General features: G+C 70.8%; 27 protein-coding genes. 19 read left to right on the top strand and 8 right to left on the bottom strand.

What is annotated here, in order from left to right:
* Window positions 1–26: 26 nt before the first annotated feature.
* From ACZ5DS_RS07095 to ACZ5DS_RS07065, 7 genes are all read right to left on the bottom strand, one after another.
* Window positions 27–1,421, bottom strand: coding sequence for a nucleobase:cation symporter-2 family protein (locus ACZ5DS_RS07095; RefSeq protein ID WP_468234855.1), 1,395 nt, complete (start codon window positions 1,419–1,421; stop codon window positions 27–29).
* Between the two features lie 232 nt (window positions 1,422–1,653).
* Window positions 1,654–3,033, bottom strand: coding sequence for an 8-oxoguanine deaminase (locus ACZ5DS_RS07090; protein ID WP_468234854.1), 1,380 nt, complete (start codon window positions 3,031–3,033; stop codon window positions 1,654–1,656).
* Between the two features lie 124 nt (window positions 3,034–3,157).
* Window positions 3,158–4,081, bottom strand: a complete 924-nt coding sequence (gene pucL, locus ACZ5DS_RS07085; protein ID WP_468234852.1) for a factor-independent urate hydroxylase — start codon at window positions 4,079–4,081, stop codon at window positions 3,158–3,160.
* 4 nt (window positions 4,082–4,085) lie between these two features.
* A complete protein-coding gene (gene uraH / locus ACZ5DS_RS07080) occupies window positions 4,086–4,496 on the bottom strand; it encodes a hydroxyisourate hydrolase (RefSeq protein ID WP_468234851.1) in 411 nt (136 codons plus the stop codon).
* 4 nt (window positions 4,497–4,500) lie between these two features.
* Complete coding sequence (gene uraD / locus ACZ5DS_RS07075; protein WP_468234850.1) at window positions 4,501–5,013, bottom strand: 2-oxo-4-hydroxy-4-carboxy-5-ureidoimidazoline decarboxylase; 513 nt, start codon at window positions 5,011–5,013, stop codon at window positions 4,501–4,503.
* A 122-nt stretch (window positions 5,014–5,135) separates the two neighbouring features.
* Window positions 5,136–5,504, bottom strand: coding sequence for a helix-turn-helix domain-containing protein (locus ACZ5DS_RS07070; RefSeq protein WP_468234849.1), 369 nt, complete (start codon window positions 5,502–5,504; stop codon window positions 5,136–5,138).
* The gene (locus ACZ5DS_RS07065) at window positions 5,501–5,749 is read right to left on the bottom strand and encodes a hypothetical protein (protein WP_468234848.1); all 249 of its coding nucleotides are present in this window, start codon (window positions 5,747–5,749) and stop codon (window positions 5,501–5,503) included. Before ACZ5DS_RS07065 ends, ACZ5DS_RS07070 begins: the two co-directional genes overlap by 4 nt.
* A 256-nt stretch (window positions 5,750–6,005) precedes the next feature.
* Between ACZ5DS_RS07065 and ACZ5DS_RS07060 the strand changes: the two genes are divergently transcribed.
* The 18 genes from ACZ5DS_RS07060 to ACZ5DS_RS06975 all read left to right on the top strand — a co-directional run bounded on the left by ACZ5DS_RS07060 (window position 6,006) and on the right by ACZ5DS_RS06975 (window position 24,056).
* Window positions 6,006–7,013, top strand: a complete 1,008-nt coding sequence (locus ACZ5DS_RS07060) for a lytic transglycosylase domain-containing protein (RefSeq protein WP_468234847.1) — start codon at window positions 6,006–6,008, stop codon at window positions 7,011–7,013.
* Window positions 7,014–7,113: 100 nt separating this feature from the next.
* A complete protein-coding gene (locus ACZ5DS_RS07055; RefSeq protein WP_468234845.1) occupies window positions 7,114–8,124 on the top strand; it encodes an RNA polymerase sigma factor in 1,011 nt (336 codons plus the stop codon).
* A gap of 121 nt (window positions 8,125–8,245) precedes the next feature.
* On the top strand, window positions 8,246–9,175 hold the full coding sequence (locus ACZ5DS_RS07050) for an ABC transporter ATP-binding protein (RefSeq protein ID WP_468234844.1): 930 nt from the start codon (window positions 8,246–8,248) through the stop codon (window positions 9,173–9,175).
* On the top strand, window positions 9,172–9,942 hold the full coding sequence (locus ACZ5DS_RS07045; RefSeq protein WP_468234843.1) for an MlaE family ABC transporter permease: 771 nt from the start codon (window positions 9,172–9,174) through the stop codon (window positions 9,940–9,942). The genes ACZ5DS_RS07050 and ACZ5DS_RS07045 overlap by 4 nt, the downstream gene beginning before the upstream one ends.
* A gap of 3 nt (window positions 9,943–9,945) precedes the next feature.
* Window positions 9,946–10,761, top strand: coding sequence for an MlaE family ABC transporter permease (locus ACZ5DS_RS07040; RefSeq protein WP_468234842.1), 816 nt, complete (start codon window positions 9,946–9,948; stop codon window positions 10,759–10,761).
* 5 nt (window positions 10,762–10,766) lie between these two features.
* Window positions 10,767–12,023, top strand: a complete 1,257-nt coding sequence (locus ACZ5DS_RS07035) for an MCE family protein (RefSeq protein WP_468234840.1) — start codon at window positions 10,767–10,769, stop codon at window positions 12,021–12,023.
* Entirely contained in the window at window positions 12,020–13,060 is a 1,041-nt protein-coding gene (locus ACZ5DS_RS07030; RefSeq protein ID WP_468234839.1) for an MCE family protein, read from the top strand. Before ACZ5DS_RS07035 ends, ACZ5DS_RS07030 begins: the two co-directional genes overlap by 4 nt.
* A complete protein-coding gene (locus ACZ5DS_RS07025; protein WP_468234838.1) occupies window positions 13,057–14,241 on the top strand; it encodes an MCE family protein in 1,185 nt (394 codons plus the stop codon). The genes ACZ5DS_RS07030 and ACZ5DS_RS07025 overlap by 4 nt, the downstream gene beginning before the upstream one ends.
* Window positions 14,238–15,347, top strand: coding sequence for an MCE family protein (locus ACZ5DS_RS07020; RefSeq protein WP_468234836.1), 1,110 nt, complete (start codon window positions 14,238–14,240; stop codon window positions 15,345–15,347). The genes ACZ5DS_RS07025 and ACZ5DS_RS07020 overlap by 4 nt, the downstream gene beginning before the upstream one ends.
* Entirely contained in the window at window positions 15,344–16,609 is a 1,266-nt protein-coding gene (locus tag ACZ5DS_RS07015; protein WP_468234835.1) for an MCE family protein, read from the top strand. The genes ACZ5DS_RS07020 and ACZ5DS_RS07015 overlap by 4 nt, the downstream gene beginning before the upstream one ends.
* Entirely contained in the window at window positions 16,606–17,814 is a 1,209-nt protein-coding gene (locus ACZ5DS_RS07010; protein ID WP_468234834.1) for an MCE family protein, read from the top strand. Before ACZ5DS_RS07015 ends, ACZ5DS_RS07010 begins: the two co-directional genes overlap by 4 nt.
* Window positions 17,787–18,296: a hypothetical protein gene (locus tag ACZ5DS_RS07005; RefSeq protein ID WP_468234833.1), complete on the top strand. Its 510-nt coding sequence runs from the start codon at window positions 17,787–17,789 to the stop codon at window positions 18,294–18,296. Before ACZ5DS_RS07010 ends, ACZ5DS_RS07005 begins: the two co-directional genes overlap by 28 nt.
* 39 nt (window positions 18,297–18,335) lie before the next feature.
* Entirely contained in the window at window positions 18,336–19,082 is a 747-nt protein-coding gene (locus ACZ5DS_RS07000) for a hypothetical protein (RefSeq protein ID WP_468234832.1), read from the top strand.
* A 162-nt stretch (window positions 19,083–19,244) separates the two neighbouring features.
* The gene (locus ACZ5DS_RS06995) at window positions 19,245–20,075 is read left to right on the top strand and encodes a TIM barrel protein (protein ID WP_468234831.1); all 831 of its coding nucleotides are present in this window, start codon (window positions 19,245–19,247) and stop codon (window positions 20,073–20,075) included.
* Window positions 20,076–20,135: 60 nt separating this feature from the next.
* Complete coding sequence (locus tag ACZ5DS_RS06990) at window positions 20,136–21,026, top strand: 2-hydroxy-3-oxopropionate reductase (RefSeq protein ID WP_468234829.1); 891 nt, start codon at window positions 20,136–20,138, stop codon at window positions 21,024–21,026.
* A gap of 208 nt (window positions 21,027–21,234) precedes the next feature.
* Complete coding sequence (locus ACZ5DS_RS06985; RefSeq protein WP_468234828.1) at window positions 21,235–22,692, top strand: catalase; 1,458 nt, start codon at window positions 21,235–21,237, stop codon at window positions 22,690–22,692.
* 396 nt (window positions 22,693–23,088) lie between these two features.
* On the top strand, window positions 23,089–23,322 hold the full coding sequence (locus ACZ5DS_RS06980) for a hypothetical protein (RefSeq protein WP_468234826.1): 234 nt from the start codon (window positions 23,089–23,091) through the stop codon (window positions 23,320–23,322).
* Window positions 23,323–23,483: 161 nt separating this feature from the next.
* Window positions 23,484–24,056, top strand: a complete 573-nt coding sequence (locus tag ACZ5DS_RS06975; protein WP_468234824.1) for a TIGR04222 domain-containing membrane protein — start codon at window positions 23,484–23,486, stop codon at window positions 24,054–24,056.
* Between the two features lie 84 nt (window positions 24,057–24,140).
* On the opposite strand, the gene gcl is transcribed toward ACZ5DS_RS06975, so the two are convergent.
* Window positions 24,141–25,919, bottom strand: a complete 1,779-nt coding sequence (gcl, locus tag ACZ5DS_RS06970; protein WP_468235114.1) for a glyoxylate carboligase — start codon at window positions 25,917–25,919, stop codon at window positions 24,141–24,143.
* A gap of 279 nt (window positions 25,920–26,198) precedes the next feature.
* Between gcl and ACZ5DS_RS06965 the strand changes: the two genes are divergently transcribed.
* A complete protein-coding gene (locus tag ACZ5DS_RS06965) occupies window positions 26,199–26,894 on the top strand; it encodes a hypothetical protein (RefSeq protein ID WP_468234822.1) in 696 nt (231 codons plus the stop codon).
* Window positions 26,895–26,948 lie beyond the last annotated feature (54 nt).

The raw sequence follows: 26,948 nt of genomic DNA, 5'->3' as shown, positions 1-26,948 counted from the left end.
CGGCCTCGTCGACGGGCCGGTACGGCTCAGTGTGCGGAAGCCAGCTCCTCCCCCGCTTCCATCGGATGGGTCACGTCCTGCGCGTCCCGCTGCTTGCCGAGGTGGTTGAAGACCAGGTTGAGCAGCACGGCCGCGACACAGCCGGTGGAGATGCCCGAGTCCAGGACGATCCGAGCGGTCTCGGGGAACGCGTGGTAGAAGTCCGGCGCCGTGATCGGGATGATGCCGACCGCGAGGGAGACGGCGACGATCAGGACGTTGTTGTCCTTCTCCAGACCCGCCCGCACCAGGGTCTGGATGCCGCTGGCCGCCACCGAGCCGAAGAGGACGACGCCGGCTCCGCCGAGGACCGGGCGGGGTACGACCGCGATCAGTGAGGCGGCCATCGGGCACAGGCCCATCAGGACCAGGAAGGCGCCGCCCGTGGCGACGACGAACCGGCTGCGGATCCTCGTCATCGCGACCAGGCCGATGTTCTGCGCGAAGGCGCTGCACATGAAGCCGTTGAAGAGGGGGCTGAGGGCCGAGCCGAGGGTGTCGGCGCGCAGGCCGGCGGCGATCGTCCGCTGGTCGGCCGGGCGTTCCACGATCTCGCCCAGCGCCAGCATGTCGGCGGTCGACTCGGTCATCGAGACGACCATCACCACGCACAGGGACAGGATCGCGGCGAGCTGGAACTGGGGTGCGCCGAAGTGGAACGGCGTCGGGAAGCCGATCACGTCCGCGTCGGCGACCGGTCCGAAGTCCGTGGCGCCGAAGGGGATCGCGACGAGCGTGCCGATGACCAGGCCCAGGAGTACGGCGATCTGCTTGACGAAGCCGCGGGTGAAGCGGCGCAGCAGCAGGACGATCAGGAGCGTGGCGGCCGCGAGGCCCAGGTTGGTGCCCGAACCGTAGTCGTGCGCGGCGGGGTTGGGGCCCTGGGCCCAGTTGAAGGCGACCGGGAGCAGGGACACGCCGATGAGGGTGATCACGGAGCCGGTGACGACCGGCGGGAAGAAGCGGACGGCCTTGCTGAAGAAGGGGGCCGCCAGGAAGCCGAGGAGGCCGGCGACGATGACCGCGCCGTAGATGATCGGCAGGGCATCGGACTTGTCGTGCGCGGAGGCGACGATCGCGGTCATCGGGGCGACACCGGCGAAGGTGACGCCGTTGACGAACGGCAGCCGGGCGCCGATCTTCCAGAAGCCGAGGGTCTGCAGGAAGGTGGCGAGGCCCGCGGTGAACAGGCAGGCGCCGGTGAGGAAGGTGAGGTCGGTGCCGGACAGGCCTATGGCCGCGCCGACGATCAGGGGTGGGGCGACGACTCCCGCGTACATGGCGGCCACGTGCTGCAGACCGGTGGTCGCCATCTTGAGGGCGGGGAGTTTCTCGTCGACTGGGTGGGTCTCGTCGACGGGGTCAACGATCTGGGCGGACACGGGCGGCTCCTCCGGTCGGGTAACACTGGCTGCGAGAAAGGCGAACCGTGGGTTTCAGGGAGGTGGTGCGCGGTCGTGCGGGACCGGAGGCCCTTCGAGGGGCCTTGAGGACGGTGACCGTTCCGGGGCGCGCGCTTGCTACGCGCGCCCCGGAGACGGCCGCCATGGACCCCGCTCGGGTCCACGGCTGCCGGCCGGGAGCCGTCCCTCCCGGCCGGAGTTCGGTGGTGGCTCAGCCCTGGGCGGCGATGCGCGCCAGGCGCTGGGCCTCGTCCCGCGTGGAGCGGGCGATGGCGTCCTCGTCGACGGTCAGCAGGCGGCCGTTCTCGACGATCTGACGTCCGTTGACGAAGGAGGCGGTGACCGGGGCCGCCGCACCGAAGACCAGCGCGGTCACCGGGTCGGCGATGGAGGCGTGGGCGAGCGTGTCCAGCTTCCACAGCACCAGGTCGGCCAGCTTGCCGGCCTCCAGGGAGCCGGTCTCGGCCGCGCGGCCGAGCACCTGGGCGCCGCCGTAGGTGCCGAGGCGCAGCGCCTGGCGGGCGTTGAGCGCGGCCTCGCGGTGGGCGCCGAGGCGGTTGATGAGGAGGGCGTTGCGCAGCTCGGTGTGCAGCTCACCCGACTCGTTGGACGCCGTACCGTCGACGCCGAGGCCGACCGGGACGCCGGCCGCCAGCATGTCCGGCACCCGGGCGATGCCGGCCGCGAGGCGGGCGTTGGACGACGGGCAGTGCGCCACACCGGTCTTGGTCCGGCCGAAGGCGGCGATGTCGGAGTCGTTCATGTGGACGCAGTGCGCCATCCACACGTCCTCGCCGAGCCAGCCGGTGGACTCGAAGTAGTCGGTCGGGCCCATGCCGAACAGCTCGTGGCAGAACTTCTCCTCCTCCACGGTCTCCGAGCCGTGGGTGTGCAGCCGCACGCCGAGTCGGCGGGCCAGCTCCGCGCCCTGCCTGAGCAGTTCGGTGGAGACGGAGAAGGGGGAGCAGGGGGCGACGGCGACCTGGGTCATCGCGTCGAAGGAGGCGTCGTGGTGCTCCTTGACCGTCGCCTCGGTGGCGGACAGCGCGCCCTCGAGGGTCTCCACGGCGAAGTCCGGGGGCAGGCCGCCGTCCTTCTCGCTGCGGTCCATGGAGCCGCGGGCCAGGGTGAAGCGGACGCCCATCTCGCGGGCGGCGCGGATGATCGCGCCGGACAGGTCGCCGGAGCCCTGCGGGTAGACGTAGTGGTGGTCCATGGCGGTGGTGACGCCACCGCGGGCCATCATCGCGAGCGAGCCCTGGGCCGCGGAGTACGCCATCTGCTCGTCGATGCGCGCCCAGGTCGGGTAGAGCGCCACCAGCCAGTTGAAGAGGTTGTGGTCCGTGGCCAGGCCCCGGGTGATCCACTGGTAGAAATGGTGGTGGGTGTTGATCAGGCCGGGGGTCACGAGGTGCCCGGTGGCGTCGATACGGCGTACGACGTTCTCCAGGCCCTCGGGGGCCTTGCCCGCGCCGATCGCCTCGATGCGGTTGCCGGCGATGACCAGGTACCCGGAGGCGTACTCGGTGTCGTCGGCGTCGACGGTCGCGATCGAACAGTTCTCGATGACGATGCGCTGGGCTGCTGCCATGATTCGTCCTTTTCGCTCAGTGGACTCTGGGGAGAGGGCACGGCAGGACCCTAGGAGTTTTGAGTGCCGCGACCGGGGAGGACAGCTCCCCGGTCACGGGTGCCGAAGATTCGATTCGATGAGGTCAGAGGTTGGTGAGGTCCACCGGGATCTTCGGCTCGCAGCCGTCCCGGAGGATGGTCGCCTCGATCAGGCCGTAGGGCCGGTCGGCGGCGTAGTAGACCTCGTTGTCGTTCTTGAGCCCGAAGGGCTCCAGGTCGACCAGGAAGTGGTGCTTGTTCGGCAGGGAGAAGCGGACCTCGTCGATCTCGCTGCGGTTGTTGATGATGCGCGCGCCCATCTGGTACAGCGTCTGCTGCAGGGAGAGGGAGTACGTCTCGGCGAAGGCCTGGAGCATGTGCTTCTTGACCTGCTCGTAGGACTTCTCCCAGTTGGGCATCTTCTGCTCGTCGTCGGTCCAGTTGAACCGCCAGCGGCCGGAGACCTGGGTGGCCAGGATGCGGTCGTACGCCTCCTGGAGGGTCGTGTACTTGTCCTTGACGTAGCCCCAGAACTCGGAGTTGGTGGAGTTCATCACGATCAGGTCCTTCAGACCGGAGATGACCTCCCACTTCTCACCGTCGAAGGTGATCTGGGTGACCCGGGTCTCCTGGCCCTTGCGGACGAAGGAGTGCTTGACCTCGTCGGAGCCGATGAACTTGGAGTTGGCGTCGGAGGTCGCGATCCGCTCCCAGGCGTACTCCTCGATGCGGATCCGGGCCTGGTGGATCGGCTCCTGGCTCGTCACGAAGTGGCGGGCCAGGTGGATGCCGAACTGCTCGGCCGACTCGATGCCGTACTCCTTGGCGAACGCGTACACCGTGTTCTTGGTGGTGTCCGTCGGCAGGACGTTGGCGTTGGAGCCGGAGTAGTGGACCTCGTCCATGTCGCCGCTCAGGGCGACGGAGACGTTGAGGTCCTTGATGTGGTGGGTGGCGCCGTCCCGCGTGATCTTTACGACTCGGTTCTCGGCCTTGCCGTACTGGTTCTGTCCCAGGATGGTGGGCATTTAGCTAGCTCCCTCGGTAAACGGAGTAGCCGAACGGGTTGAGCAGCAGCGGTACGTGGTAGTGCTCCCCGGGGTTCACGGCGAAAGTGATCGCCACCTCGGGGAAGAACACGGCACCGCTGTCCCGATTCGCGGGGGCGTCCTGCTGCGCATCGGCTTGCTTCTTCTCGAAATACGCCTCGACCGCGAAGTCGAGCCGTACGTGTGTCGTCCCCTCCGGCAGGTCCGGAAGGTCCTTGCACCGGCCGTCGGCGTCGGTCGCGGAGCCGCCGAGCGCCTGCCAGTCCCCTCCTTGCCCGTAATGGGCGATCCGGCCCGAGCGGGCGGAGAGCTGGATGGCGACGCCCTCGGCGGGGCGGCCGACGGAGGTGTCCAGGATGTGCGTGGACACGGAGGCGGTGGTGCTGGTGCTCATGGTCTCAGGCGTCCTCTTCGACGAGTCGGGCCAGCCGGATGCGGTTGATCTTGCCCAGCTCGGTGCGGACGATCTCCCGCTCCTGCTCCGGCGAGTTGCCGATCCGCTCCTTGACCGCGTCCCGCATCTGCTCGCCGGTCCGGCCGGTGGCGCAGATGAGGAAGACGTGGCCGAACTTCTCCTGGTAGGCCAGGTTCAGTTCGAGCATCTCCGCCTTGAGCTCCTCGGCGGCGCCGGCCATGCCGGCCTGCTCCCTGGCGGAGGTCGGGTCGCCGGGCTTGGGGCGGCCGATCGGCGGGTGGCCGGCCATCGCCTCTTCCAGGTCCGCGGTGCTCAGCTCGGCCATGGCGGCGTCGCTGGCGGCGTAGAGGTCGTCGGCGCTGGCGTACGGGCGGGCGGCGAGCAGCCGCCGGCCCCACTCGGTGGAGGCGCACGCCTCGTGGAGGGCGACGAGAGCCGCGTGCTCCTCCAGGACGTTGAACCGGGCCAGGCCCGGGGGCGTGGAAGTCGTAGTCACGGGAGCCTCCGTGGCCGGAAACGGCCGTCGTGCTGAACGGGCTGCGAACAGCTAACGCCCTCCGAAACACAACGTCAACACTTTGTTGAAAATTCCGCGTAACAAGACGGATCCCGTTGCGCTCAGGCGCCTTTCTCCCGGTTGAGGTAGTTGTAAACCGTGAAGCGGCTGACGCCCAGCGCGCTCGCCACGGTCTCCACCCCGTGCCGCACGGCGAAGGCGCCCCGCGCCTCCAGTATGCGGACGACCTCCTGCTTGGCCTTGCGGTCCAGGTCGGCCAGCGGCCTGCCCTGGCGGCGTTCCATGGCGGCCAGGATGTGGTCGAGGGAGTCGGCGAGCTGGGGCAGGCGTACGGCGACGACGTCGACGCCCTCCCAGGCGAGGACGACGTCCTCGGCGCCGGCCTCGTCCGGCGGGAGCAGCTCCCCGCCCATGGCGTCGACCAGCGGTTTCACGGCCGTGATGAAGGGCTCGTCCCCGTTGCCGGTCATTCGCCCTCTCCGATCACGTTGACCTGCAGCGAGATCCGGGTGGCACCGGCCTCCAGGGTCCTGCGCAGCAGCGCGTCCACGGCGGTCAGTACCGAGTCCGCGCCGCCCTCGGCCGTGTTGCCGAACGGGCCGACGTCCACCGCGTCCAGCTCCGCCGCCTCGATCACCTCGCGGGCCGCCAGCGCGTGCGCCGGCGCCTCTTCCAGGTCGAAGGGCTCGGTCGTGAACTCCACTCTCAGTCGCACTGTGCCCCCATGGCATCTGCTCCGACCCGCGCGTTCCGCCAGGTCCGCGGCGACGGGGTCGGACCGCCCCGGCCGCTTGGGGAGACCTTAACGGACATGGGGGCCGACCCGGCCTCCCGAGGAGGTCCGGCTTCCGGCGACCTTCCTGCGACCTCCTGCGGCCTTCCCGCGACGGACGGACCGCCCGCCCGCGTAGAGCAGGGGACGGCAATCCACACAGGGAGGGGATCACGAGGTGCGCACACTCCGAAAAGGCGTGTTCAGAGGTGCCAGGGGTACGGCGATCGCGGCGGCGGCGATGGCCGCGCTGACCGCGTCCCAGGCGCCGGGGGCGGTACCGGCGCAAGCCTCGGAGCCCGCGCGGAAGGCGGCACCCGCCGATCACGGCCCCAGCGTCTCCGGCGACGCCCCCTACGGCACCGATCTGCCCCCACTGCGGACCCGTAAGGGGGCCTCGGCACAGGGAGTGACGGGCGGCGCCCTGCCCGCGACCGTGTTCGCCGCGTACCGGCGTGCCGAGGCGGAGCTGGCGCGCACCGCGCCCGGCTGCCGGCTGCGGTGGCAGCTGCTGGCCGCGATCGGCCAGGTGGAGTCCGGGCAGGCGAGGGGCGGCCGGGTGACCCCGGACGGTACGACCGTGACGCCGATCCTCGGGCCCCGGCTGACCGGCGGTGCCTTCGCCGTCGTCCGGGACACCGACGGCGGCGCCTACGACGGGGACGCGGTGTACGACCGCGCGGTCGGCCCGATGCAGTTCATCCCGTCGACCTGGACCCGCTGGGGCGCCGACGGCAACCGCGACGGGCACGCGGACCCGGACAACGTCTACGACGCGGCGCTCGCCGCCGGGCGCTATCTGTGCGCCGGCGGCCGGGACCTGTCGAACCCCGCCGAGCTGGACCGGGCGATCCTCGGCTACAACCGCTCGGAGGCCTATCTGCGCACGGTCAGGGCCTGGTACGCGTACTTCCTGACCGGGCACCGGGTGGTGCCGGACGCGTCCGGCGAGTCCCGGGACCGGCCGGAGCCGTCCCGCCCGAAGACCCCGAAGCCCTCGCCGAAGCCGTCGGACGACCGGAAGCCGGGGCCGGGCCCCTCGCGCGCGCCGTCCACGCCCCCCGCCTCGCCCTCCCCCAGGCCGTCCTCCACGGCCGACGCCCCGAAGGAGTCGGAAACGCCGCTGATCCCCGTCCCCGAGCCGACCCTCACGCTGCCCGGCGACGACGTGCTGCCCGACGCGGGTCCGCTGACCGGCAACGGCTAGAACACGATGGGTCTGCGCCCCCTCCACAACCGCCGATACTCGGCGGTAATGTCGCCACCCGCCGGAAGCACCGACCGGTGGTGAGCGCAAAGGGGCCCTCATGGCGACGGACATGCCTGCGGAGACACAGGCCGCCGACGAGCGTTGGCAGCGCATGTGGAGCCACCGTGAGCAGTTGCTCAAGGTGGCCCGGCGCCGGTCGATGAGCCTGGAGGACGCCGAGGACGCCGTGCACGAGGCGATGCTGCGCGCCGCGGAGCGCCCGGACCTCGACGACGAGCGCCTCGGCGCCTGGCTGACCACGGTGACGATGCGGCTGTGCGTCGACCGGTACCGGCAGGTCAACCGGGAGGCCGAGGTGCGCACGAGCCCCACGCTGCACGCGCCGGGCCCCGTGCCGGTCGAGGAGGCGGTGTGCGACCGGGCCGAGGCGAAGTGGGTGGCCGTCCGCAGTGGGGAGCTGCCCGCCCGGCAGGCGGAGGCCCTGCGGCTGAGGTCCGAGGATCTGGACGTGAGCCAGGTCGCCGTGCGGATGGGGCTCAGCTACCGGACGGTCGAGTCGCTGCTGGCCCGGGCCCGGCGGACGCTGCGCGCCTCGCTGGCCGGGACGCTCGGGCTCGTGCTGTTCCTGCTCGGACGCGGGCGGCCGCGCGGAGCGGGGAAGGCGCAGGCCGTGGCGGTCACCTCGACTGCGGCGACCCTGGCGGTGGCGGGCTTCGTGCTGCCGTACGCGCTCGACGGGGGCGGTGGCGGGCATGCTCCGGCTCCGCGGCCTGCCGTGTCCGGCGGGGCGCAGGTGCTGCGGACGGAGAGCACCGGGCAGGTGCGTACGCCGGAGGCGCACACGCCGTCGGCGACGGCGGCCCCGAGCCGGGCGGCGACTCGGTCACCGGCCGACGGATCTGCCGTACCGGTCTCCGTCCCGCCCCTGCCCAAGGTCCCGTCGCCTCCGCTTCCGGACCTGCCGGTGGAGTCGGCGGTGCCGTCGGTGCCGGCGCTTCCCTCGGTGCCGGCGCTCCCGTCGGTGCCGGCGCTCCCGTCGGTCACGGGTGCTCCCGCCCTGCCGTCCGTTCCCGTGGCCCTACCCACGCCTTCCGTGACCGTGCCGTAGCCCCCGTAAACGCGCCCGCCGAAACGCGGCCGAAAAAAACTTGCCTCCGCCGCGACGGACGCCCCGCCCCTCCCCGTAGAGCAGATGTCGGAGCTGCTCCACGGGCGAAGGGTGGGACCGGATGGGTGTCGAGATCTGTGTGGAAGGGCTGACCAAGTCCTTCGGCCACCAGGTCATCTGGCAGGACGTCTCGCTGACGCTGCCCGCCGGGGAGGTCTCGGTGATGCTCGGCCCCTCGGGGACGGGCAAGTCGGTGTTCCTCAAGACGCTCGTCGGGCTGCTGAAACCGGAGCGCGGCTCGGTCAAGGTCGCGGGCCGGGACGTCACCCGGCTGCGTGAGCACGACCTGTACGAGGTGCGGAAGATGTTCGGCGTGCTGTTCCAGGACGGCGCGCTGTTCGGCTCGATGAACCTGTACGACAACATCGCCTTCCCGCTGCGCGAGCACACCCGCAGGTCCGAGAGCGAGATCCGGCGGATCGTGCTCGAGAAGATGGAGATGGTCGGGCTGATCGGCGCCGAGGGGAAGCTGCCCGGCGAGATCTCCGGCGGCATGCGCAAGCGGGCCGGTCTCGCCCGCGCCCTGGTGCTCGACCCGGAGATCATCCTCTTCGACGAGCCGGACTCGGGTCTCGACCCGGTGCGCGTGGCCTACCTCAACCAGCTCATCGTCGACCTCAACGCGCAGATCGACGCGACCTTCCTGATCGTCACGCACGACATCGCCTCGGCCCGCCAGGTCCCGGACAACATCGGGCTGCTGTTCCGCCGTGAGCTGGTGATGTTCGGGCCCCGCGAGCAGCTGCTGACGAGCGACGAGCCCGTCGTACGGCAGTTCCTGAACGGCCGGATGCAGGGGCCGATCGGCATGGCCGAGGAGAAGGACGCGGCGCAGGTCGAGCAGGAGCTGGCGCAGATCGACGAGGGCGGCTCGGTCGATGTCCTGACTCCCCGCCTGCTGCCGAGCCCCGGCATCCCGCGCCCGCCCCGCTGGCAGGCCATCGCGAGACGGGAGGCCGAGCTGCACGGGAAGGAGGTGAAGGGCGCATGAGCCTCTCCCCGACGGGTGCGCTGCGGCACTCCGGCAATCTGTTCGCGATGGCGCTGGACGTCGTACGGACGCTGCCTCGACGCCCCTTCCAGGCACGGGAGTTCATCCAGCAGGCGTGGTTCGTCGCGAGCGTGACGATCCTGCCGACGGCCCTCGTCTCGATCCCCTTCGGCGCGGTGATCGCCCTCCAGATCGGCAGCCTCACCCGGCAGTTGGGAGCGCAGTCCTTCTCGGGTGCCGCCTCGGTGCTCGCCGTACTGCGCGAGGCCTCGCCGATCGTGACCGCGCTGCTGATCGCGGGCGCGGGCGGCACGGCGATCTGCGCGGACCTCGGGGCGCGGAAGATCCGGGACGAGATCGACGCGATGCAGGTCCTCGGCATCGACCCGATCCACCGGCTCGTCGTGCCCCGCGTGCTGGCCTCCATGGTCGTAGCCGTGCTGCTCAACGGCCTGGTGTCGGTGGTCGGCGTCGCGGGCGGCTACTTCTTCAACGTCGTCCTGCAGAACGGCACTCCGGGTGCCTACCTCGCCTCCTTCACCACGCTCGCGCAGCTCTCCGACCTGTGGGCGGCCGAGATCAAGGCGCTGGTGTTCGGGGCGATCGCCGCGATCGTCGCCTCGTACAAGGGACTTACGGCGCAGGGCGGCCCGAAGGGCGTGGGCGACGCGGTCAACCAGTCCGTGGTGATCACCTTCATGTTGCTGTTCGTGACCAACTTCGTGATGACCGCGGTGTACTTCCAGGTCGTCCCGCAGAGGGGTTAGCCGATGAGACTTCTCGATCGCCCCTTGCGCTCCCTCGAAGAGCTGGGCACCCAACTCTCCTTCTACGGCCGCTCGCTCGCGTGGACCGGCCGCACCCTGCGCCGCTACAAGAAGGAGATCCTGCGCCTGCTGGCCGAGGTCAGCTTCGGGCGCGGCGCGCTCGCCGTCGTGGGTGGCACGGTCGGCGTCATCGCCTTCCTGTCGTTCTTCACCGGCACCGAGGTCGGCCTCCAGGGCTACGCCGCCCTCAACCAGCTGGGCACCTCCAACTTCGTGGCGTTCCTGTCGGCGTACTTCAACACCCGGGAGATCGCCCCGCTGGTCGCCGGGCTCGCCCTGTCCGCGACGGTCGGCGCCGGCTTCACCGCGCAGCTCGGCGCGATGCGGATCAGCGAGGAGACCGACGCACTGGAGGTGATGGGCGTCCCGTCGCTGCCGTTCCTGGTGACGACGAGGATGATCGCCGGTTTCGTCGCCGTGATCCCGCTGTACGTGATCGGCCTGCTGTCCTCGTACCTGGCCGCCCGCACCATCACCACCGGCTACTACGGGCAGTCGACGGGCACCTACGACCACTACTTCCAGCAGTACCTGCCGCCGGTGGACGTCCTGTGGTCGTTCGGCAAGGTGATCGTCTTCGCGGTCCTGATCATCCTGGTGCACTGCTACTACGGCTACTACGCGAGCGGCGGCCCGGCGGGCGTCGGCGTCGCGGTGGGCCGTGCGGTGCGGACGTCCATCGTCGCCATCAACGTCCTGGACTTCTTCCTGAGCCTCGCGATCTGGGGCGCCAACACGACCGTACGGATCGCGGGGTGAGGGCTGTGAGAGTGCTGAGACTCAGGCTGTACGGCATCGCCTTCATCGCCGTGCTCGCGCTGCTGCTGTCGCTCGCCGTGGCCGTCTACCAGCAGGCGTTCACCGCCGTCGTGCGCATCACCCTGGAGGCCGACAGCCTCGGCAACCAGCTCGATCCGCGTGCCGACGTCAAGCTGCGGGGGCTGCTGGTCGGCGAGGTGCGCGAGGTGCACACGGACGGTACGAAGGCCACGCTCGACATCGCACTCAAGCCGGAGTACGTCACGTACATCCCCTCGGACGTGCACGCGAGGCTGCTGCCCAAGACGCTGTTCGGCGAGAAGTACGTCGACCTGGTGGCGCCCGCCCGCTCGGCGCACTCCTCGGCTCGGCCCATCCGCGCCGGGGACGTCATCACCCAGGACCGCACGAAGACCGGCATCGAGGTGCAGCAGCTGATGAACGACCTGCTGCCGCTGCTGCGCACGGTCAGGCCCGGTGAACTGAACGCCACGCTCTCGGCGTTCGCCACCGCACTGGAGGGCCGCGGCGACCGGATCGGCGACAACCTCACCCGGGTCGAGGGCTATCTGCGGCGCCTGAACCCGCACCTGCCGTCGATCAAGGAGGACATCGCGCGCTTCGCCGATGTCGCCGAGGTCTACGGCGACGCCGCGCCCGACCTGATGCGGATCCTGCGCAACACGGTCACCACCAGCCGCACGATCGTGGAGAAGAGGGACCAGCTGGCCACCGCGCTCCGCACGACCGCGACCGTGGCCGGCACCGCCGAGGACTTCCTCGACAAGAACGGCGACCGGCTGCTCACCCTGGGCCGGGTCTCCCGCCCCACGCTGGAGCTGTTCGCCCGCTACTCCCCCGAGTACCCGTGCCTGTTCCAGGGCCTGGTCCGACAGGAGAAGGCCTCGGAGGAGGCGTTCCGGGGCGGGGAGATGCGGATCACCCTCGAGGTGGTCCGGCCGCAGGCGGCGTACCAGCCCGGTGAGGAGCCGGTCTACGGCGAGCGGTCGGGCCCGAACTGCCGTGGCCTGCCGCATCCGCAGGTGCCCGGGCCGAAACCCCATCTCAACGACGGTACGTCGACCGGCGGTTCCGGCGGCGCGCTCCCCGGAGGTGTCAACGTGTCCGCCACACGGGCCGAGCAGCGGGCCGTCGGCTCGCTCGTGTCCCCCGTCATGGGCGTCCCCGCGGACGAGGTGCCGCCCGTCGCGACCCTGCTGTTCGGTCCGCTGGCCCGCGGAACGGCGGTGAGCGTCGCATGAGGACCACAGGAGCCCGGCAGACCGCGGGACCTCTGCTCAAGTTCAGCCTCTTCGCGCTGGTCACGATCGCGGCGACGGCGCTGCTCGCCGCGACCATCGTCAATGTCTCCTTCACCTCGAGAGACACGTACCACGCGGTGTTCACCGACGTGACCGGGCTGGAGGAGGGCGACGACATCCGGGTGGCCGGGGTGCGGGTCGGTGAGGTCGAGGGCATCCGGATCAAGGACCGGACCCTGGCCGAGGTCACCTTCACCGTCACGGCGGACCGCCCGCTGCCGGCCAGCAGCCATGCGGTCGTCCGCTACCGGAACCTGGTCGGGCAGCGGTACATCGCGCTGACCGAGGGCGCGGGCGACGGCACCCGCCGGCTACGGCCGGGCGGCACCATCCCGCTGTCCCGGACCCAGCCCGCGCTGGACCTCAACGCGCTGCTGAACGGCTTCAAGCCGCTGTTCGCCGCGCTCAGCCCGAGCGACGTCAACCAGCTCGCCACCGAGATCATCAAGACTTTGCAGGGCGAGGGCGGCACGGTGAACAGCCTCCTCGCGCACACGGCCTCGCTCACGACGACCCTGGCCGACCGCGACGAGCTGATCGGCTCGGTGATCGACAACCTCAACACCGTCCTGGGGACGCTCGACCGGCGCGGCGCCCGCTTCTCCGGGCTGCTCAAACAGCTCCGACGGGTGATCTCCGGGCTGTCCGCCGACCGCAAGCCCATCGGGGACTCCCTGGTGAACATCGGCGCCCTCGCCGACGCCACTTCCGGGCTGCTGAAGGACGCGCGCCCGTCGCTGAAGGACGACATCGCCGGGCTGACCGACCTGACCGGAACGCTGAACGACAACGAGAAGACCGTGGAGGGCGTGCTGAAGCGGCTGCCGAACAAACTCAACGCGCTGACCGGGACGGCGTCCTACGGCTCGTGGTTCAACTTCTACCTCTGCGACTTCGACGGCCGGATCGTGCTGCCGAAGACGAAGCAGGTGCTCACACCCGAGCTGCACGTGGCACGGGCGAGGTGCGGCGGATGAGCCTGCGCATCGTACGGCACCGTCGCCGCCGTCCCGAGCCGTTGGTGAAGGTACGGATCCTGCCCCCGAAGCTGCCGAGGCTGCCGCAGCTCCCCGGACTTCCTCGCTTTCCGAAGGGCAGGCCCCGCCGACCCGAGCCCCTCGTGAAGGTCCGCATCCTGCCGCCGAAGCTGCCGCGGATCCGGCTGAAGCGCCCGCGCCTGAAGCCGTTCCGCGAGCGGAACGCCGTCATCGTGGGCGCCGTCGGCCTCACCGTCCTCGCGCTGCTGACCGTCGCCGCGTTCAACGCCGACAGCCTGCCGCTGATCGGCGGCGGCGAGACGTACAGCGCGGCCTTCTCGGAGGCGGGCGGGCTCAAGCCGGGCGACGAGGTGCGGATCGCCGGGGTCAAGGTCGGCAAGGTCGAGGGCGTCGACCTGGACGGCGACCACGTCAAGGTGACCTTCAAGGTCAAGGGCGACCCGGCGTTCGGCACCGACACCGGCGCGTCGATCCGGGTCAAGACGATCCTCGGCGCGAAGTACCTGGCCCTGCACCCCGAGGGACCCGGCCAGTTGAAGCCGGGCAGCGAGATCCCGCTGCGGCGGACGGTGTCGGCGTACGACGTCGTGCAGGCGTTCAGCGACCTCACGACCACCACCGAGGAGGTCGACACGGACCGGCTCGCGAAGGCGCTGGACACGATCTCCGTCACCTTCCAGGACTCGCCCGAGGAGGTGCGCGCGTCGATCGAGGGACTGTCGAGGATCTCCCGGACGGTCGCCTCCCGGGACAAGGCGCTGCGCGACCTCCTCGACCACGCGAACGGAGTCACCAAGGTGCTGGCCGGCCATACGAAGGACTTCTCCGCGCTGGTGACGGACGGGAACGAGCTGTTCAAGGAGATCAGCAAGCGGCGCACGGCGATCCACAACCTCCTCAAGAGCTCCGCCGTGCTGGGCATCGAGCTCTCCGGCCTGGTCGAGGACAACCGGAAGGAGATCGGGCCGGCGCTGAAGAACCTCCACACCTTCGTGAAGATGCTCGAACGCAACCAGGCGAGCCTCGACCGGAGCGTCAAGCTGCTCGCGCCCTACGTGCGGCTCTTCACCAACACCCTCGGCAACGGCCGCTGGTTCGACTCCTACGTCCAGAACCTGGTCGCCGCCCCGGTCACGCCACGGACGGGAGGCACCCGATGACCCGCAGACTCCTCGCGCTGTTCACCGCACTCGCGGTCGCCGTCGCACTCGCCGTCCTCCTGTGGCCGCACCCCGACCCCGTCCGCGTCACGGCGTACTTCCCGCGCACCGTCGGCATCTACCCCGGCTCCGACGTCCGCGTCCTCGGCGTCCGCATCGGCGAGGTCAAGGAGATCACACCGGAGGGCGGCCGGGTGCGGGTGGAGCTGGAGTACGACCAGGGGCGCAAGGTCCCCGGGGACGCGCAGGCCGCCATCGTCAACTCCTCGGTGGTCAGCGACCGTTACGTGCAGCTGCTGCCGGTGTACCGGAGGGGCCCGGTGCTGCGGGACGGCGACGTCATCCCCGAGTCGCGTACGGCCGTACCCGTCGAGCTGGACCGGATCTTCGACAGCCTGCACACCACGGCCGAGGCGCTCGGCCCGAAGGGCGCCAACAAGGACGGCGCCCTGTCGCGGCTGCTCGGGGTGAGCGCGGACAACCTCGCAGGTCAGGGCCGGAACCTCAACCGGACGGTCGAGGACCTTTCCCAGGCGGTCACCACGCTGTCCGACGGCCGCGGCGACCTGTTCGGCACCGTGCGGAACCTCCAGGTGTTCACGGCCGCGCTGGCGGCGGACGACAAGAGCGTGCGGTCGTTCAACACCAGCCTCGCCGAGGTGGCCGCGCAGCTGGCCGGGGAGCGGGGGGACCTCGCGGCGGCGCTGAAGAACCTCGGCGCGGCGCTCGGCGACGTGTCCGACTTCGTGAAGAACAACAAGAAGGCGCTGACGTCGGACGTGCGGGGCCTGGCCAAGGTCACCAAGGTCCTCGTCACCCAACGGGCCGCACTGGAGGAGCTGTTGGACGTCGCCCCGACGGGCCTGTCGAACCTGCAGAACGCCTACAACCCCGCCGCCGGCACCCTCGACACCCGCAACAACGCGCAGACGCCACAGGACCCGGCGTCCCTGCTGTGCTCGCTCCTGAGGACGACCGGGGACGACCACGGCAACTGCGCGGAGCTGAAGAAGCTCTTCGACTCCCTGCCCGAGGTGCCGTCGGCCCCGGCGGCGACGGGCACGGTCGACAGGACCCTCGGCGGAATCCTGGGGGCCCGGGCATGAACGTGGTGCGCAAGGGGCGGGTGGCCGCCTGGGCGGCAGTCGGTTCGCTGCTGCTGACCGGCTGCGAGTTCAACGGCTGGTACGACGTTCCCCTCCCCGGAGGTGCTGCCGCGGACGGCCGCGCGTACCACGTCACGGTCGAGTTCAGGGACGTCATGGACCTGGTGCCGCAGTCGGCGGTCAAGGTCGACAACGTCACCGTGGGCGCGGTCGAGAAGGTGGAGCTGGACGGCTGGCACGCGCGCGTGCGGCTGCGGATCGCCGACTCGGTGAGGCTGCCCGGCAACGCGGTCGCCGAGCTGCGGCAGACCAGCATGCTCGGCGAGAAGTACGTGGCGCTGTCCGCCCCGGCCGGCACCACGCCGGCCGGACGGCTCCGCGACGGCGACCGCATCCCGCTGTCCCGCAGCGGCCGCAACCCGGACGTCGAGGAGGTGCTGTCCGCCCTGTCCGCGCTGCTGAACGGCGGCGGGGTGGCCCAGCTCAAGACGATCACCGTCGAGCTGAACAAGGCTCTGGACGGCCGCGAGAGCCGGGTCAAGTCCCTGCTCAAGCAGCTCGACACGTTCCTCGGCGGCCTCGACGACCAGCGGGCGGACATCGTCCGCGCTCTCAAGGGCGTCGACCGGCTGGCCGAGCGGCTGAAGAAGGAGAAGAAGACGATCGCCCAGGCCGTCGACACCATGCCGCCCGCCCTGAAGGTCCTCGCCGACCAGCGCCGCGACCTGACGAAGATGCTCACCGGCCTGTCCCGGCTCGGCAGGACCGGCACCAGGGTCGTGAACGCCTCGCGGGACGACACCGTCGCCAACCTCAAGAGGCTGCGGCCCATCCTGCAGGAGCTGAACAAGGCGGGCGACGACCTGCCCAACTCCCTTGAGCTGCTGACCACTTATCCGTTCCCGCGCAACGTGGTGGACGCCGTCAAGGGCGACTACGTCAACCTGAAGATCACCGCCGATCTGGACCTCGCAGGGGTCTACGGCAACGTCACCGACAAGCCGGGCAAGGGCAGGACCTCCCCGAAACCGGGGGTCCCGGATCTTCCGGGCGTCCCCACTCCCACCCCGCTCCCGTCCACCCCGTCCCTGCCGGACACCCCGTCCGTGCCCGCCGTGCCCTCGACGCCCACGGACGGCAGCACCCTGCTGTGCCCGCCGGTGTGCACCGCGGCCTACGGCACCGGAGCCGATGCGCACCGCCTCCCGCAGGGGATCGACCTCGGCCTCGCCGAGCTCATGCTGAAGGGGATACTGCCGTGATCACACGTACGGTCAGGGCCCAGCTGCTCGCCTTCGCGGCCGTCACCGCCGTCGGGGTGTCGTACGTCGGTGCCGAGTACACCGGCCTGGTGGACGACCTCCTCGACCGCGGCTACACCGTGCACGCCGACTTCGCCGAGTCCGGAGGCGTCTTCCCCGGCTCCGAGGTCACCTACCGCGGGGTGCCGGTGGGCCGGGTGGGCGATCTGCGGCTGACCGGTTCCGGGGTCTCGGTGTCCCTGAAGATCGAGGACGGTGCGCCGCGGATCCCGGCCGACACGCTGGCGGTGGTCGCCAACCGTTCGGCCGTGGGTGAGCAGTACGTCGACCTGCAACCGCGAGGCTCGGGCGGGCCGTATCTGATCGACGGCAGCCCGATCCCGCGCGGCCGCACCCGGACCCCGCTGCCCGTCACCGATCTCGTCCTCGGCCTCGACCGGCTGGTCAACTCGGTCGGCAAGGACGATCTGCGCACCACCGTCGACGAGCTGGGCAAGGCCTTCGCCGGTACCGGGCCGAACCTGAGCCGCCTGGTGGACTCCGGCAACGAGCTGGTCGAGTCGGCGTCCGCGTCGCTCCCGGAGACGGTCTCGTTGATCGAGGACTCGCGGAAGGTGCTCAAGACACAGGCCGACCAGGGCTCGGCCATCAAGGCGTTCTCCCGCGATCTGGCCGCGCTCACCGAGCAGGTCAAATCGAGCGACGGAGATCTGCGCCGGCTGATCGGCAACGCCACGCCCGCCGCGCAGGAGGTCAACTCGCTGCTGAACTCCGTGCGGCCCGAGCTGGGGGTCCTGCTGGCCAACCTCATCAGCGGCGGCCAGGTCACCGTGGCACGGCTGCCCGGTGTGGAGCAGGCCCTGGTCACCCTCCCGCTCACCGTCGCGGGCAGCTACACCGTCGTCCCCGGCGACGGCACCACCCATTTCGGGATGGTGCTGGGCGCCGACGACCCGCCGCCGTGCACCCAGGGCTATGGCACGCGGCGCCGCGACCCCGCCGACACCGGCAGGCGCCCGGCGAACACCGGCGCGCACTGCTCGGCGCCGCGCGGCGGCACGACCTCGGCGCGCGGAGCGCAGAACGCCCCCGGTGCGTCGGCCGCTTCAGGACAGACATCCGTCGGGATCGGCTCGACGGGCGGCGAACAGGCCGTATTCGGAAAGGAGTCGTGGCAATGGCTGCTCGTGGGACCGATGGTGTGAACGGGATGCGCCGCAAGGTGACGGCGGGACTGGTCGTCGCGACGGTCCTGACGACGGCCCTGTGCGGATGGCTCGCCGTGGGGCTGGCCGGCCGGCACGGGGAGGAGCAGCGCCGCCAGGACGTTCTGGCCGCGGCCCGCCAGTCGGCGCTGAACTTCACCTCGCTCGACTACCGGCACTACGACCGGGACAGCGGCAACGTGCTGAAGGGCGCCACCGGCGCCTTCAAGAAGCAGTTCGCCGCGCAGACCGCGGAGCTGACCAAACTCGTCGCCCAGAACAAGTCGGTGTCCGAGGGACAGGTCCTGGAAGCGGGCATCGTGCGGTCCGACGAGCGCTCGGCCCGGGTCCTGGTGGTGGCCGACAGCAAGGTGACCAACACCGCCGCGCCCGAGGGACAGGCGCGGACCTACCGGCTCCAGCTCGACCTCGTGCGCGTCGACGGCCGCTGGCTGACCTCCGACGTCGAGTTCGTGGGCTGACCCACCAGTGACGCCGACCCACCAGTGAGGAGACACACCATGGCGAACCCGACCACCCGCACCCGCGGCACCGGCTCCCCGGCCCGCCGCACCCTGACCGCGGCCGCCCGCGCGGCGGCCAAGCGCGCCAGGCGGCCGGAGCACGACGAGACGACCACCCAGCGGGTCGAGGAACAGCTCTCGGGACGCACCGTGCTCATCGAGCCCCCGGGCGGCTGGGACGACCCGCCGGAGCCGGCGCCCGAGGCCGACGAGCAGGAGAGCGCGCCCGCGCGCCCGCCCCGCCCCCGGAGGCTGCTCACCGCGGCCCTCTGCCTGGCGCTCGTGGCGGCCCTGGCCGTGGCCGCCGTACTCGGGTGGCAGTACCGGCAGGGACAGCAGGCGGCACGGGCACGCACCGAGGCCCTCGCCGCCGCCCGGAAGGCCGCGCCGGTCGTCCTGTCGTACGACTACCGTCACCTGGACCGCGACTTCGCCCGGGCCCGTGCCCTGCTGACGGGTGCGTTCCGCAACCAGTACGGCAAGACCACGAGGACGGTGGTCGGGCCGACCGCGAGGAAGTACCACGGCGTGGTGAAGGCGACGGTGGCGGCGCCCACGGACGGCGGCGCCCCGGCGGCCTCCGTCGTGTCCGCCGCACCGGACGAGGTGGTCGTTCTGCTCTTCGTCAACCAGGTCACCGAGAGCACCCAGGTGTCGGGCTCCCGCCTGGACCTCAACCGGGTGCGGATGACGCTCACCCGTACCTCCGACGGCTGGAAGGTGAGTGCCGTAGACGCCCTCTGACCAGGCCATGACCAGGCCACCGGAAGTGCCCCCGCGCAGCCCGCGCGGGGGCACTTTTTCGTGGCCGCTCTTGACAGTCACCCCCAACCACAGGCAATCTTCCATTAAGCAGAAACGAACTTCCGCAATACGGAATCCCTAACGGAAGGGAGCGCGGCCCGAATGGGATTCGCAGACCAGCGCTTCAACGTCAACCTGTCGATCCTCTTCACGGAACTCCCGCTGCTGGAGCGCCCCGCGGCCGCCGCCGCGGCGGGCTTCACGGCGGTCGAGCTGTGGTGGCCCTGGGTCGACTCGGCCACCCCCGAGCAGTCCGAGCTCGACGCCCTGAAGAAGGCGATCGAGGACGCGGGCGTCCAGCTCACGGGGCTGAACTTCTACGCCGGGCAGCTGCCGGGCCCGGACCGCGGCGCCCTGTCGATCCCGGGCGAGGAGTCGGAGAAGTTCCGCGCCAACATCGACGTGGCCGCCGACTTCGCCGCCTCCCTGGGCTGCAAGGCGCTCAACGCGCTCTACGGCAACCGCGTCGAGGGCGTGGACCCGGCCGAGCAGGACGCGCTCGCCCTGGAGAACCTCGTGCTCGCGGCCCGGGCCGCGGACCGGATCGGCGCGATCCTGCTGATCGAGGCGCTGAACCAGCCGGAGTCGCCGCTGTACCCGCTGGTGTCGGCGCCGGCCGCGATCGGCATCGTCGACAAGGTCAACGGGGCGACGGGCCTCGGGAACGCGAAGTTCCTGATGGACCTGTACCACCTGTCCATGAACGGCGAGGACCTGCCCTCGGTCATCGAGCAGTACGCGGCGAAGACCGGCCACGTCCAGATCGCCGACAACCCCGGCCGCGGCGCCCCCGGGACGGGTTCGCTCCCGCTGGAGGAGCTGCTTGACCAGCTGAAGAAGGCCGGTTACGGCGGCTGGGTCGGCCTGGAGTACAAGCCGGGCGACCGCCCGAGCGCCGAGGCCTTCGAGTGGCTCCCGCGCGACGCGCGCTGAACGCGCTGACGCGCTGAACCCCCCGACTTCGCAGAGCAGTTAGAGAGGCACCCCCAAATCATGAGCAACCTCCCCAAGATCGCCTGGATCGGCCTCGGCATCATGGGCTCCCCCATGTCCGAGAACCTGATCAAGGCGGGTTACGACGTCACCGGCTTCACTCTGGAGCAGGACAAGCTGGACCGCCTGGCCGCCGCCGGCGGCACCGCGGCCGGCTCGATCGCCGAGGCCGTGCGCGACGCCGACGTGGTCATCACGATGGTGCCCGCCTCCCCGCACGTCGAGGCCATCTCCTACGGCCCCGAGGGCATCCTGGAGAACGCCAAGCAGGGCGCGCTGCTGATCGACATGTCCTCGATCACCCCGCAGACCTCGGTCGACCTGGCCGCGGCCGCCAAGGACAAGGGCATCCGGGTGCTGGACGCCCCGGTGTCCGGCGGTGAGGCCGGCGCCATCGAGGCCGTACTGTCGATCATGGTCGGCGGCGAGCAGGCCGACTTCGACGAGGCCAAGCCGATCCTCGAGGCGCTGGGCAAGACCATCGTGCTGTGCGGCCCGCACGGCTCCGGCCAGACCGTGAAGGCGGCCAACCAGCTGATCGTCGCCGTGAACATCCAGGCCTGCGCCGAGGCCGTGGTCTTCCTGGAGAAGTCGGGCGTGGACCTGCAGGCCGCGCTGGACGTCCTCAACGGCGGTCTCGCGGGCTCGACCGTGCTGACGCGCAAGAAGGACAACTTCCTCAACCGCGACTTCAAGCCGGGCTTCCGCATCGACCTGCACCACAAGGACATGGGCATCGTCACCGACGCCGCCCGCAACGTCGGCGCGGCCCTTCCGGTCGGCGCCGTGGTCGCCCAGCTGGTCGCCTCGCTGCGTGCCCAGGGCGACGGCGGCCTGGACCACTCGGCCCTGCTGCGGGCCGTGGAGCGCCTGTCCGGCGCCCAGGTCTGACGGCCCCGTGAGACTTCCGGGCCGCGGTGCCGCTGACACCTGTCCTGTCGCGCCCAGGCGGCACCGCGGCCCGGAATCGACTTCAACAAACTGTTGACGTCTCGTTCACCCAAATCTAGGCTCACGCCAGCGGAAGCTCCATAAAGCGGAAATCTGTTTCCGACGTTTCCCGAAGATTCCCGCTGCCCTCTCGCACGGAAGGTCCACGATGTCGAAGCGCGTGCTCACGACAGAGTCCGGCGCACCGGTCGCCGACAACCAGAACTCCGCCTCCGCCGGCGTCGGCGGCCCGCTCCTGCTCCAGGACCAGCACCTCCTGGAGAAGCTGGCGCGCTTCAACCGCGAGCGGATCCCGGAGCGCGTGGTGCACGCCCGTGGCTCGGGCGCGTACGGCCACTTCGAGGTGACGGACGACGTCACCGGCTTCACCCACGCCGACTTCCTCAGCGAGATCGGCAAGCGCACCGAGGTCTTCCTGCGCTTCTCGACGGTCGCCGACTCCCTCGGCGGCGCGGACGCGGTCCGTGACCCGCGCGGCTTCGCGCTGAAGTTCTACACCGCGGAGGGCAACTACGACCTCGTCGGCAACAACACCCCGGTGTTCTTCATCAAGGACCCGATCAAGTTCCCCGACTTCATCCACTCGCAGAAGCGGGACCCGTTCACCGGCAAGCAGGAGCCGGACAACGTCTGGGACTTCTGGGCGCACGCCCCCGAGGCCACGCACCAGGTGACCTGGCTGATGGGCGACCGCGGCATCCCGGCGTCGTACCGCCACATGAACGGCTACGGCTCGCACACCTACCAGTGGACGAACGCCGAGGGCGAGGCCTTCTTCGTCAAGTACCACTTCAAGACGAACCAGGGCATCCGCTGCCTGAGCAGCGAGCAGGCCGCGGAGACCGTGGGCAAGGACCCCAACTCCCACCAGACGGACCTGCTCCAGGCCATCGAGCGGGGTGTACACCCGTCCTGGACCCTCTACGTCCAGATCATGCCGGCGGCCGAGGCGGCCGACTACCGCTTCAACCCGTTCGACCTGACCAAGGTGTGGCCGCACAAGGACTACCCGCTGCAGCGGGTCGGCCGCCTGGTGCTGGACCGCAACCCGGACAACGTCTTCGCCGAGGTCGAGCAGGCCGCCTTCTCCCCGAACAACTTCGTTCCGGGCATCGGCCCCTCCCCCGACAAGATGCTCCAGGGCCGCCTGTTCGCCTACGCGGACGCGCACCGCTACCGCCTGGGCGTCAACCACACCCAGCTGGCCGTCAACGCCCCGAAGGCGACGACCGCGCAGAACTACGGCCGCGACGGCTTCATGGCGTCCAACGCCCAGGGCCGCGGCGCCAAGAACTACGAGCCGAACTCGTACGACGGCCCGGTGGAGACCGGCCGCCCGCTGTCGGCCCCGCTGGCGATCAACGGTTACACGGGCACCCACGAGGCCCCGCTGCACACCAAGGACGACCACTTCTTCCAGGCGGGCGAGCTGTACCGCCTGATGTCGGAGGAGGAGAAGTCCCGTCTGGTCGCGAACATCGCCGGCGGCCTCTCGCAGGTCTCCCGCGACGACGTGATCGAGAAGAACCTGGCCCACTTCCACGCCGCCGACCCGGACTACGGCAAGCGCGTGGAGGAGGCGGTCCGCGCCCTGCGCGAGGACTGAAGACCATAGACGGCGTCCGGGTTCCGACGGGGAGGTCGGGCCCCGGACGCAGACGACCCGCAACCGAGCGGTCCGGATGAGGGGTGACCACTCGGTACGGCGGGCAGGGCGAGGACCGCGGCGGTGTGCGAGCCAGTGCGGTGGTGAAGGATCCGAGTCCCCTTCTCGACCAGAGGGAAGGGTCCCGGCTCCGTCGCCTCCGCCGCGGTCCCCAGCCACCACCTCCTGCGGGAGGCCCCCGGCCCCGTCCGGCGGCGCGAATGTCCTGTCGCGCCCAGCCTCGTGCCGTCGGACGGCCAGCACACGACAGAGGAAGCGCCCCCCTGCTCAGGGGGGCGCTTCCGTGCTGTCCGGCCTCCGGGTGCGGGTCCGCCGCTTCCGCAGGACGCTGAACCCATGGGCAATCCGACGCAGCATCCGCACATCGTGGTCCACGCCCCGGCCCTGGACGGCTCCAGGCGAGTCACCGAAGGGGACGTGACCCTGGGCCTCGCCTCCCACCTGGACGACGTCGTCGAGATCCTGCGGCTGGCCGACCTGGACCGGATCGAGGTCGAGGAGAGCGACCTCGTCGAGTGGCAGGGCGGCGGGCCGGAGGACTGGCCGGGCCTGTCCGAGCACGAGGTGTAGCGACACCGGGTACGACAACGGCCGTACCCGGCCTACGTCATGCTCAAATCAACCTCTGAACACCGCCGCGGGAGGCTTGGACCACCGGGGCCGGCGGGAACACCGTCTGTCAGACGGGGCCCGTCGGCACGGGGGCGGCGGGCCCCGCACGGGGGTGTGCGATGGCTGGTACGACGAGGATCCCGACGGAACCGTACGCGCTCGCTCTGCTGCGCGGAGGATCCCGGGCCGCCGTGACGGTGGCGGTGCTCGGCCTGCATCTGCGGGGTGCGGTGCAGGCCGGGCGGGCGGGCACCATGCGGACCTCGGGCCCGGCGCCCGGGGCGCCCCTGCCGGCCCTCGTGAAGGCGGTCCACGCGAGCCTCTACCGGCCCGCGGGCATGGGGCAGTTGCTCGACCGGCACGGCGTGCGGGAGGCGCTCGGCGCGCTGCACGCGGACCTGGTCTCAGCAGGCCTGCTGCGTTCCGTGCTGCCGGGCCGCACCCGGGCCGGCCGCCGCGCCCTGAAGGACCTGCGCGCCCGGCATCCGCTGCCCGAACGCCACCCGGGCCTGTCCGTCGAGGAGACGCTGCTCCTGGCGGCTCTGCACGGCGAGAGGGCCCTGTCCCTGCTGGCCCCCCGCTTCACCCGCGAGGCGGGCCTGACGGGCCGCGGCGGCACCACGGAACGGGAGCTGCGCCAGTCCTGGGGCAGTGGCGGCGGTGGCGGCGGCTTCACCTGCGGCGCGGCGTGAGCGCGGACACCGGCCGCCCGGCGCATGCGTGAGGGGCGGCCCGTCCCCCACGGAACGGGCCGCCCCTCATGCGCTGCTGCCGGATCAGACCTTCAGCGGCTTGATCGACGTCGGTGCGTGGCCGGGCTCGGTGGCCAGGTCCTCCCACTCGGTGATGTCGCTGATGTCCATCGTGCGGCTCATCGAGATGTTGGTGATCCGCTCCAGGATCGCCTCGACGACGACCGGCACCCGGTACTCGGCGGCCAGCTTCTTGGCCTCCTCGAAGGCCGCACCCAGCTGCTCCGGCTCGGTGACCCGGATCGCCTTGCAGCCCAGGCCCTCGGCGACCTTGACGTGGTCGACACCGTAGACGCCGAGCTCCGGCGTGTTGATGTTCTCGAACTCCAGGTTGACCTGGAAGTTGATGTCCAGGCCGGCCTGCGCCTGGCGGATCAGGCCCAGGTAGGCGTTGTTCACCAGGACGTGGACGTAGGGGATCCGGTGCTGCGCGGCGACCGCCAGCTCCTCGATCAGGAACTGGAAGTCGTAGTCGCCGGAGAGGGCGACGACCGGGGAGTCCGGGTCGGCCTTGGCGACGCCGATCGCGGCCGGGATGGTCCAGCCGAGCGGGCCGGCCTGGCCGCAGTTGATCCAGTGCCGCGGCTTGTAGACGTGCAGCATCTGCGCGCCGGCGATCTGGGAGAGGCCGATCGTGGTGACGTAGCGCGTGTCGGGGCCGAAGGCCTTGTTCATCTCCTCGTACACGCGCTGCGGCTTCATCGGCACGTTGTCGAAGTGCGTACGGCGCAGCAGGGTGGCCTTGCGCTCCTGCGTGGAGGCGACCCAGTCGGCACGGTCGGGCAGCTTGCCCTCGGCCTTCAGCTCCTTGGCGACCTCGACGAACAGCTCCAGCGCGGCCTTGGCGTCGGAGACGACACCGTAGTCCGGCGGGAAGATCTTGCCGATCTGGGTGGGCTCGATGTCGACGTGGACGAACTTGCGGCCCTCGCGGTACACGTCGAGCTTGTAGCCGGTGTGGCGGTTGGCCCAGCGGTTGCCGATGCCGAGGACGAAATCGGACTCCAGGAAGTTCGCGTTGCCGTAGCGGTGCGAGGTCTGGACGCCGACCATGCCGGCGTTCAGCTCGTGGTCGTCGGGCAGGGTGCCCCAGCCCATCAGGGTCGGGACGACGGGGGTCTGGGTCAGCTCGGCGAACTCGACCAGCAGGTCGGCGGCGTCGGCGCCGATGATGCCGCCGCCGGCGACGATCAGCGGGCGCTCGGACTGCAGCAGGAAGGAGATCGCCTTCTCGATCTGGGCGCGGGTCGCGGTCGGCTTGTAGACCGGGAGCGGCTCGTAGGTCTCCGGGTCGAACTCGATCTCGGTGAGCTGGACGTCGATCGGCAGGTCGATCAGGACCGGGCCGGGACGGCCGGAGCGCATCAGGTGGAAGGCCTGCTGGAAGACGCCGGGGACCTGCGCGGCCTCCAGGACCGTGACGGCCATTTTGGTGACCGGCTTGGCGATCGAGGCGATGTCGACGGCCTGGAAGTCCTCTTTGTGGATCACGGAGGTCGGAGCCTGGCCGGTGATGCACAGGATCGGGATGGAGTCACCGATGGCCGAGTACAGGCCGGTGATCATGTCGGTGCCGGCCGGGCCGGAGGTGCCGATGCAGACGCCGATGTTGCCCGGCTTGGTGCGCGTGTACCCCTCGGCCATGTGGGAGGCGCCCTCGACGTGGCGGGCGAGGGTGTGGCTGATGCCGCCACCCTCCTTGAGGGCCTTGTAGAAGGGGTTGATCGCCGCCCCCGGCACACCGAAGGCGTCCGTGACGCCCTCGCGCTTGAGGATCTCAACTGCCGCGCGGGCAGCGGTCATACGAGCCATCGAGTACTCCTGCTTCGGCTGTCGGATGCGTACTCCCGTCGCGCCCCGCGGTGAGCACAGCCTCCAGAGGTATCTAATTCCGCAATACGGAATTTCACTTCTACTATCTGGAAACAATGTAAGTGGGCAAGCGGACGCCGTCAAGGGACGCCCCAGGGCGGCGGGAGAGGGCAACCGGCGGACAAGCGGGGTGCGGCAGGAGGACGATGGGCAGCGCTGTCCTGCGACTGTCCCGACGCGACGATTTCGACGCGACGCCTTGGAGTGGCCATGCCCGAGAGCGTGCCGGTGCGCTGTCCGGCCTGTCGGCGCGAGCACGTCTACACCGCGCCGCCGTATCCCTGTGCCTGCGGCACTGCGGCCGCCCTGCGGCTGGACCCGGACACCGGGCCCGCCGTACTGGAGCACCGCACCTGGGACGAGGACTGGGTCACCGTGCCCTGCACCGCCTGCGGCCGCACCAACCAGTGGCCGCACCCGGAGCTGGGCTGCCCGTGCGGCACGGTCCTGCGCCTCGCGGTGAGCGCCGCCCCGGCGCCGCCGGGCGGGGCGGAACCGGCCGCCCCGAAGGCACCCGCTCCCCGAACCCCGTTCCGGCCCGTGACCATCCGCACCGCTCGCGACGCCGTGACCGCCACCGCGCTCTATCTGCGCTGGCTCGGCTTCCGGGACATCCGCCGCGCCGACCAGCGGCCCCCGTCGGGCATCGGCCTGGCCGCGCACGGTCTGGTCGCCCAGGTGGACCCGGCCGTGCGCCCGGCCTCGTCGCGGGACGTGGAGGTGTTGTGGCTGACGGCGATGACGGAGTCCGCCGGCTGTGTCTACTTCTCCCTGGCCGGATACGCCGAGGACGCCCGCGCCCGCGCCGACACACTGGGCGTCCCCTTGTTCGTCCTCGCCCTCACCGGCACCCCGACCCCGGTGAACGACCCGGGCCGAGAACTCGCCGAGTCGGGCGCCTCCTGACCGTCGGCCGTAGCCGCGGCGGCGCCGGTGCCGACCCTCGCTCCGCCGTGCGGC

This window comes from Streptomyces sp. NPDC031100, assembly GCF_055570785.1.
The sequence above is the reverse complement of the archived record's forward strand: the minus strand, read 5'-3'. Positions and strand labels throughout refer to the sequence as shown.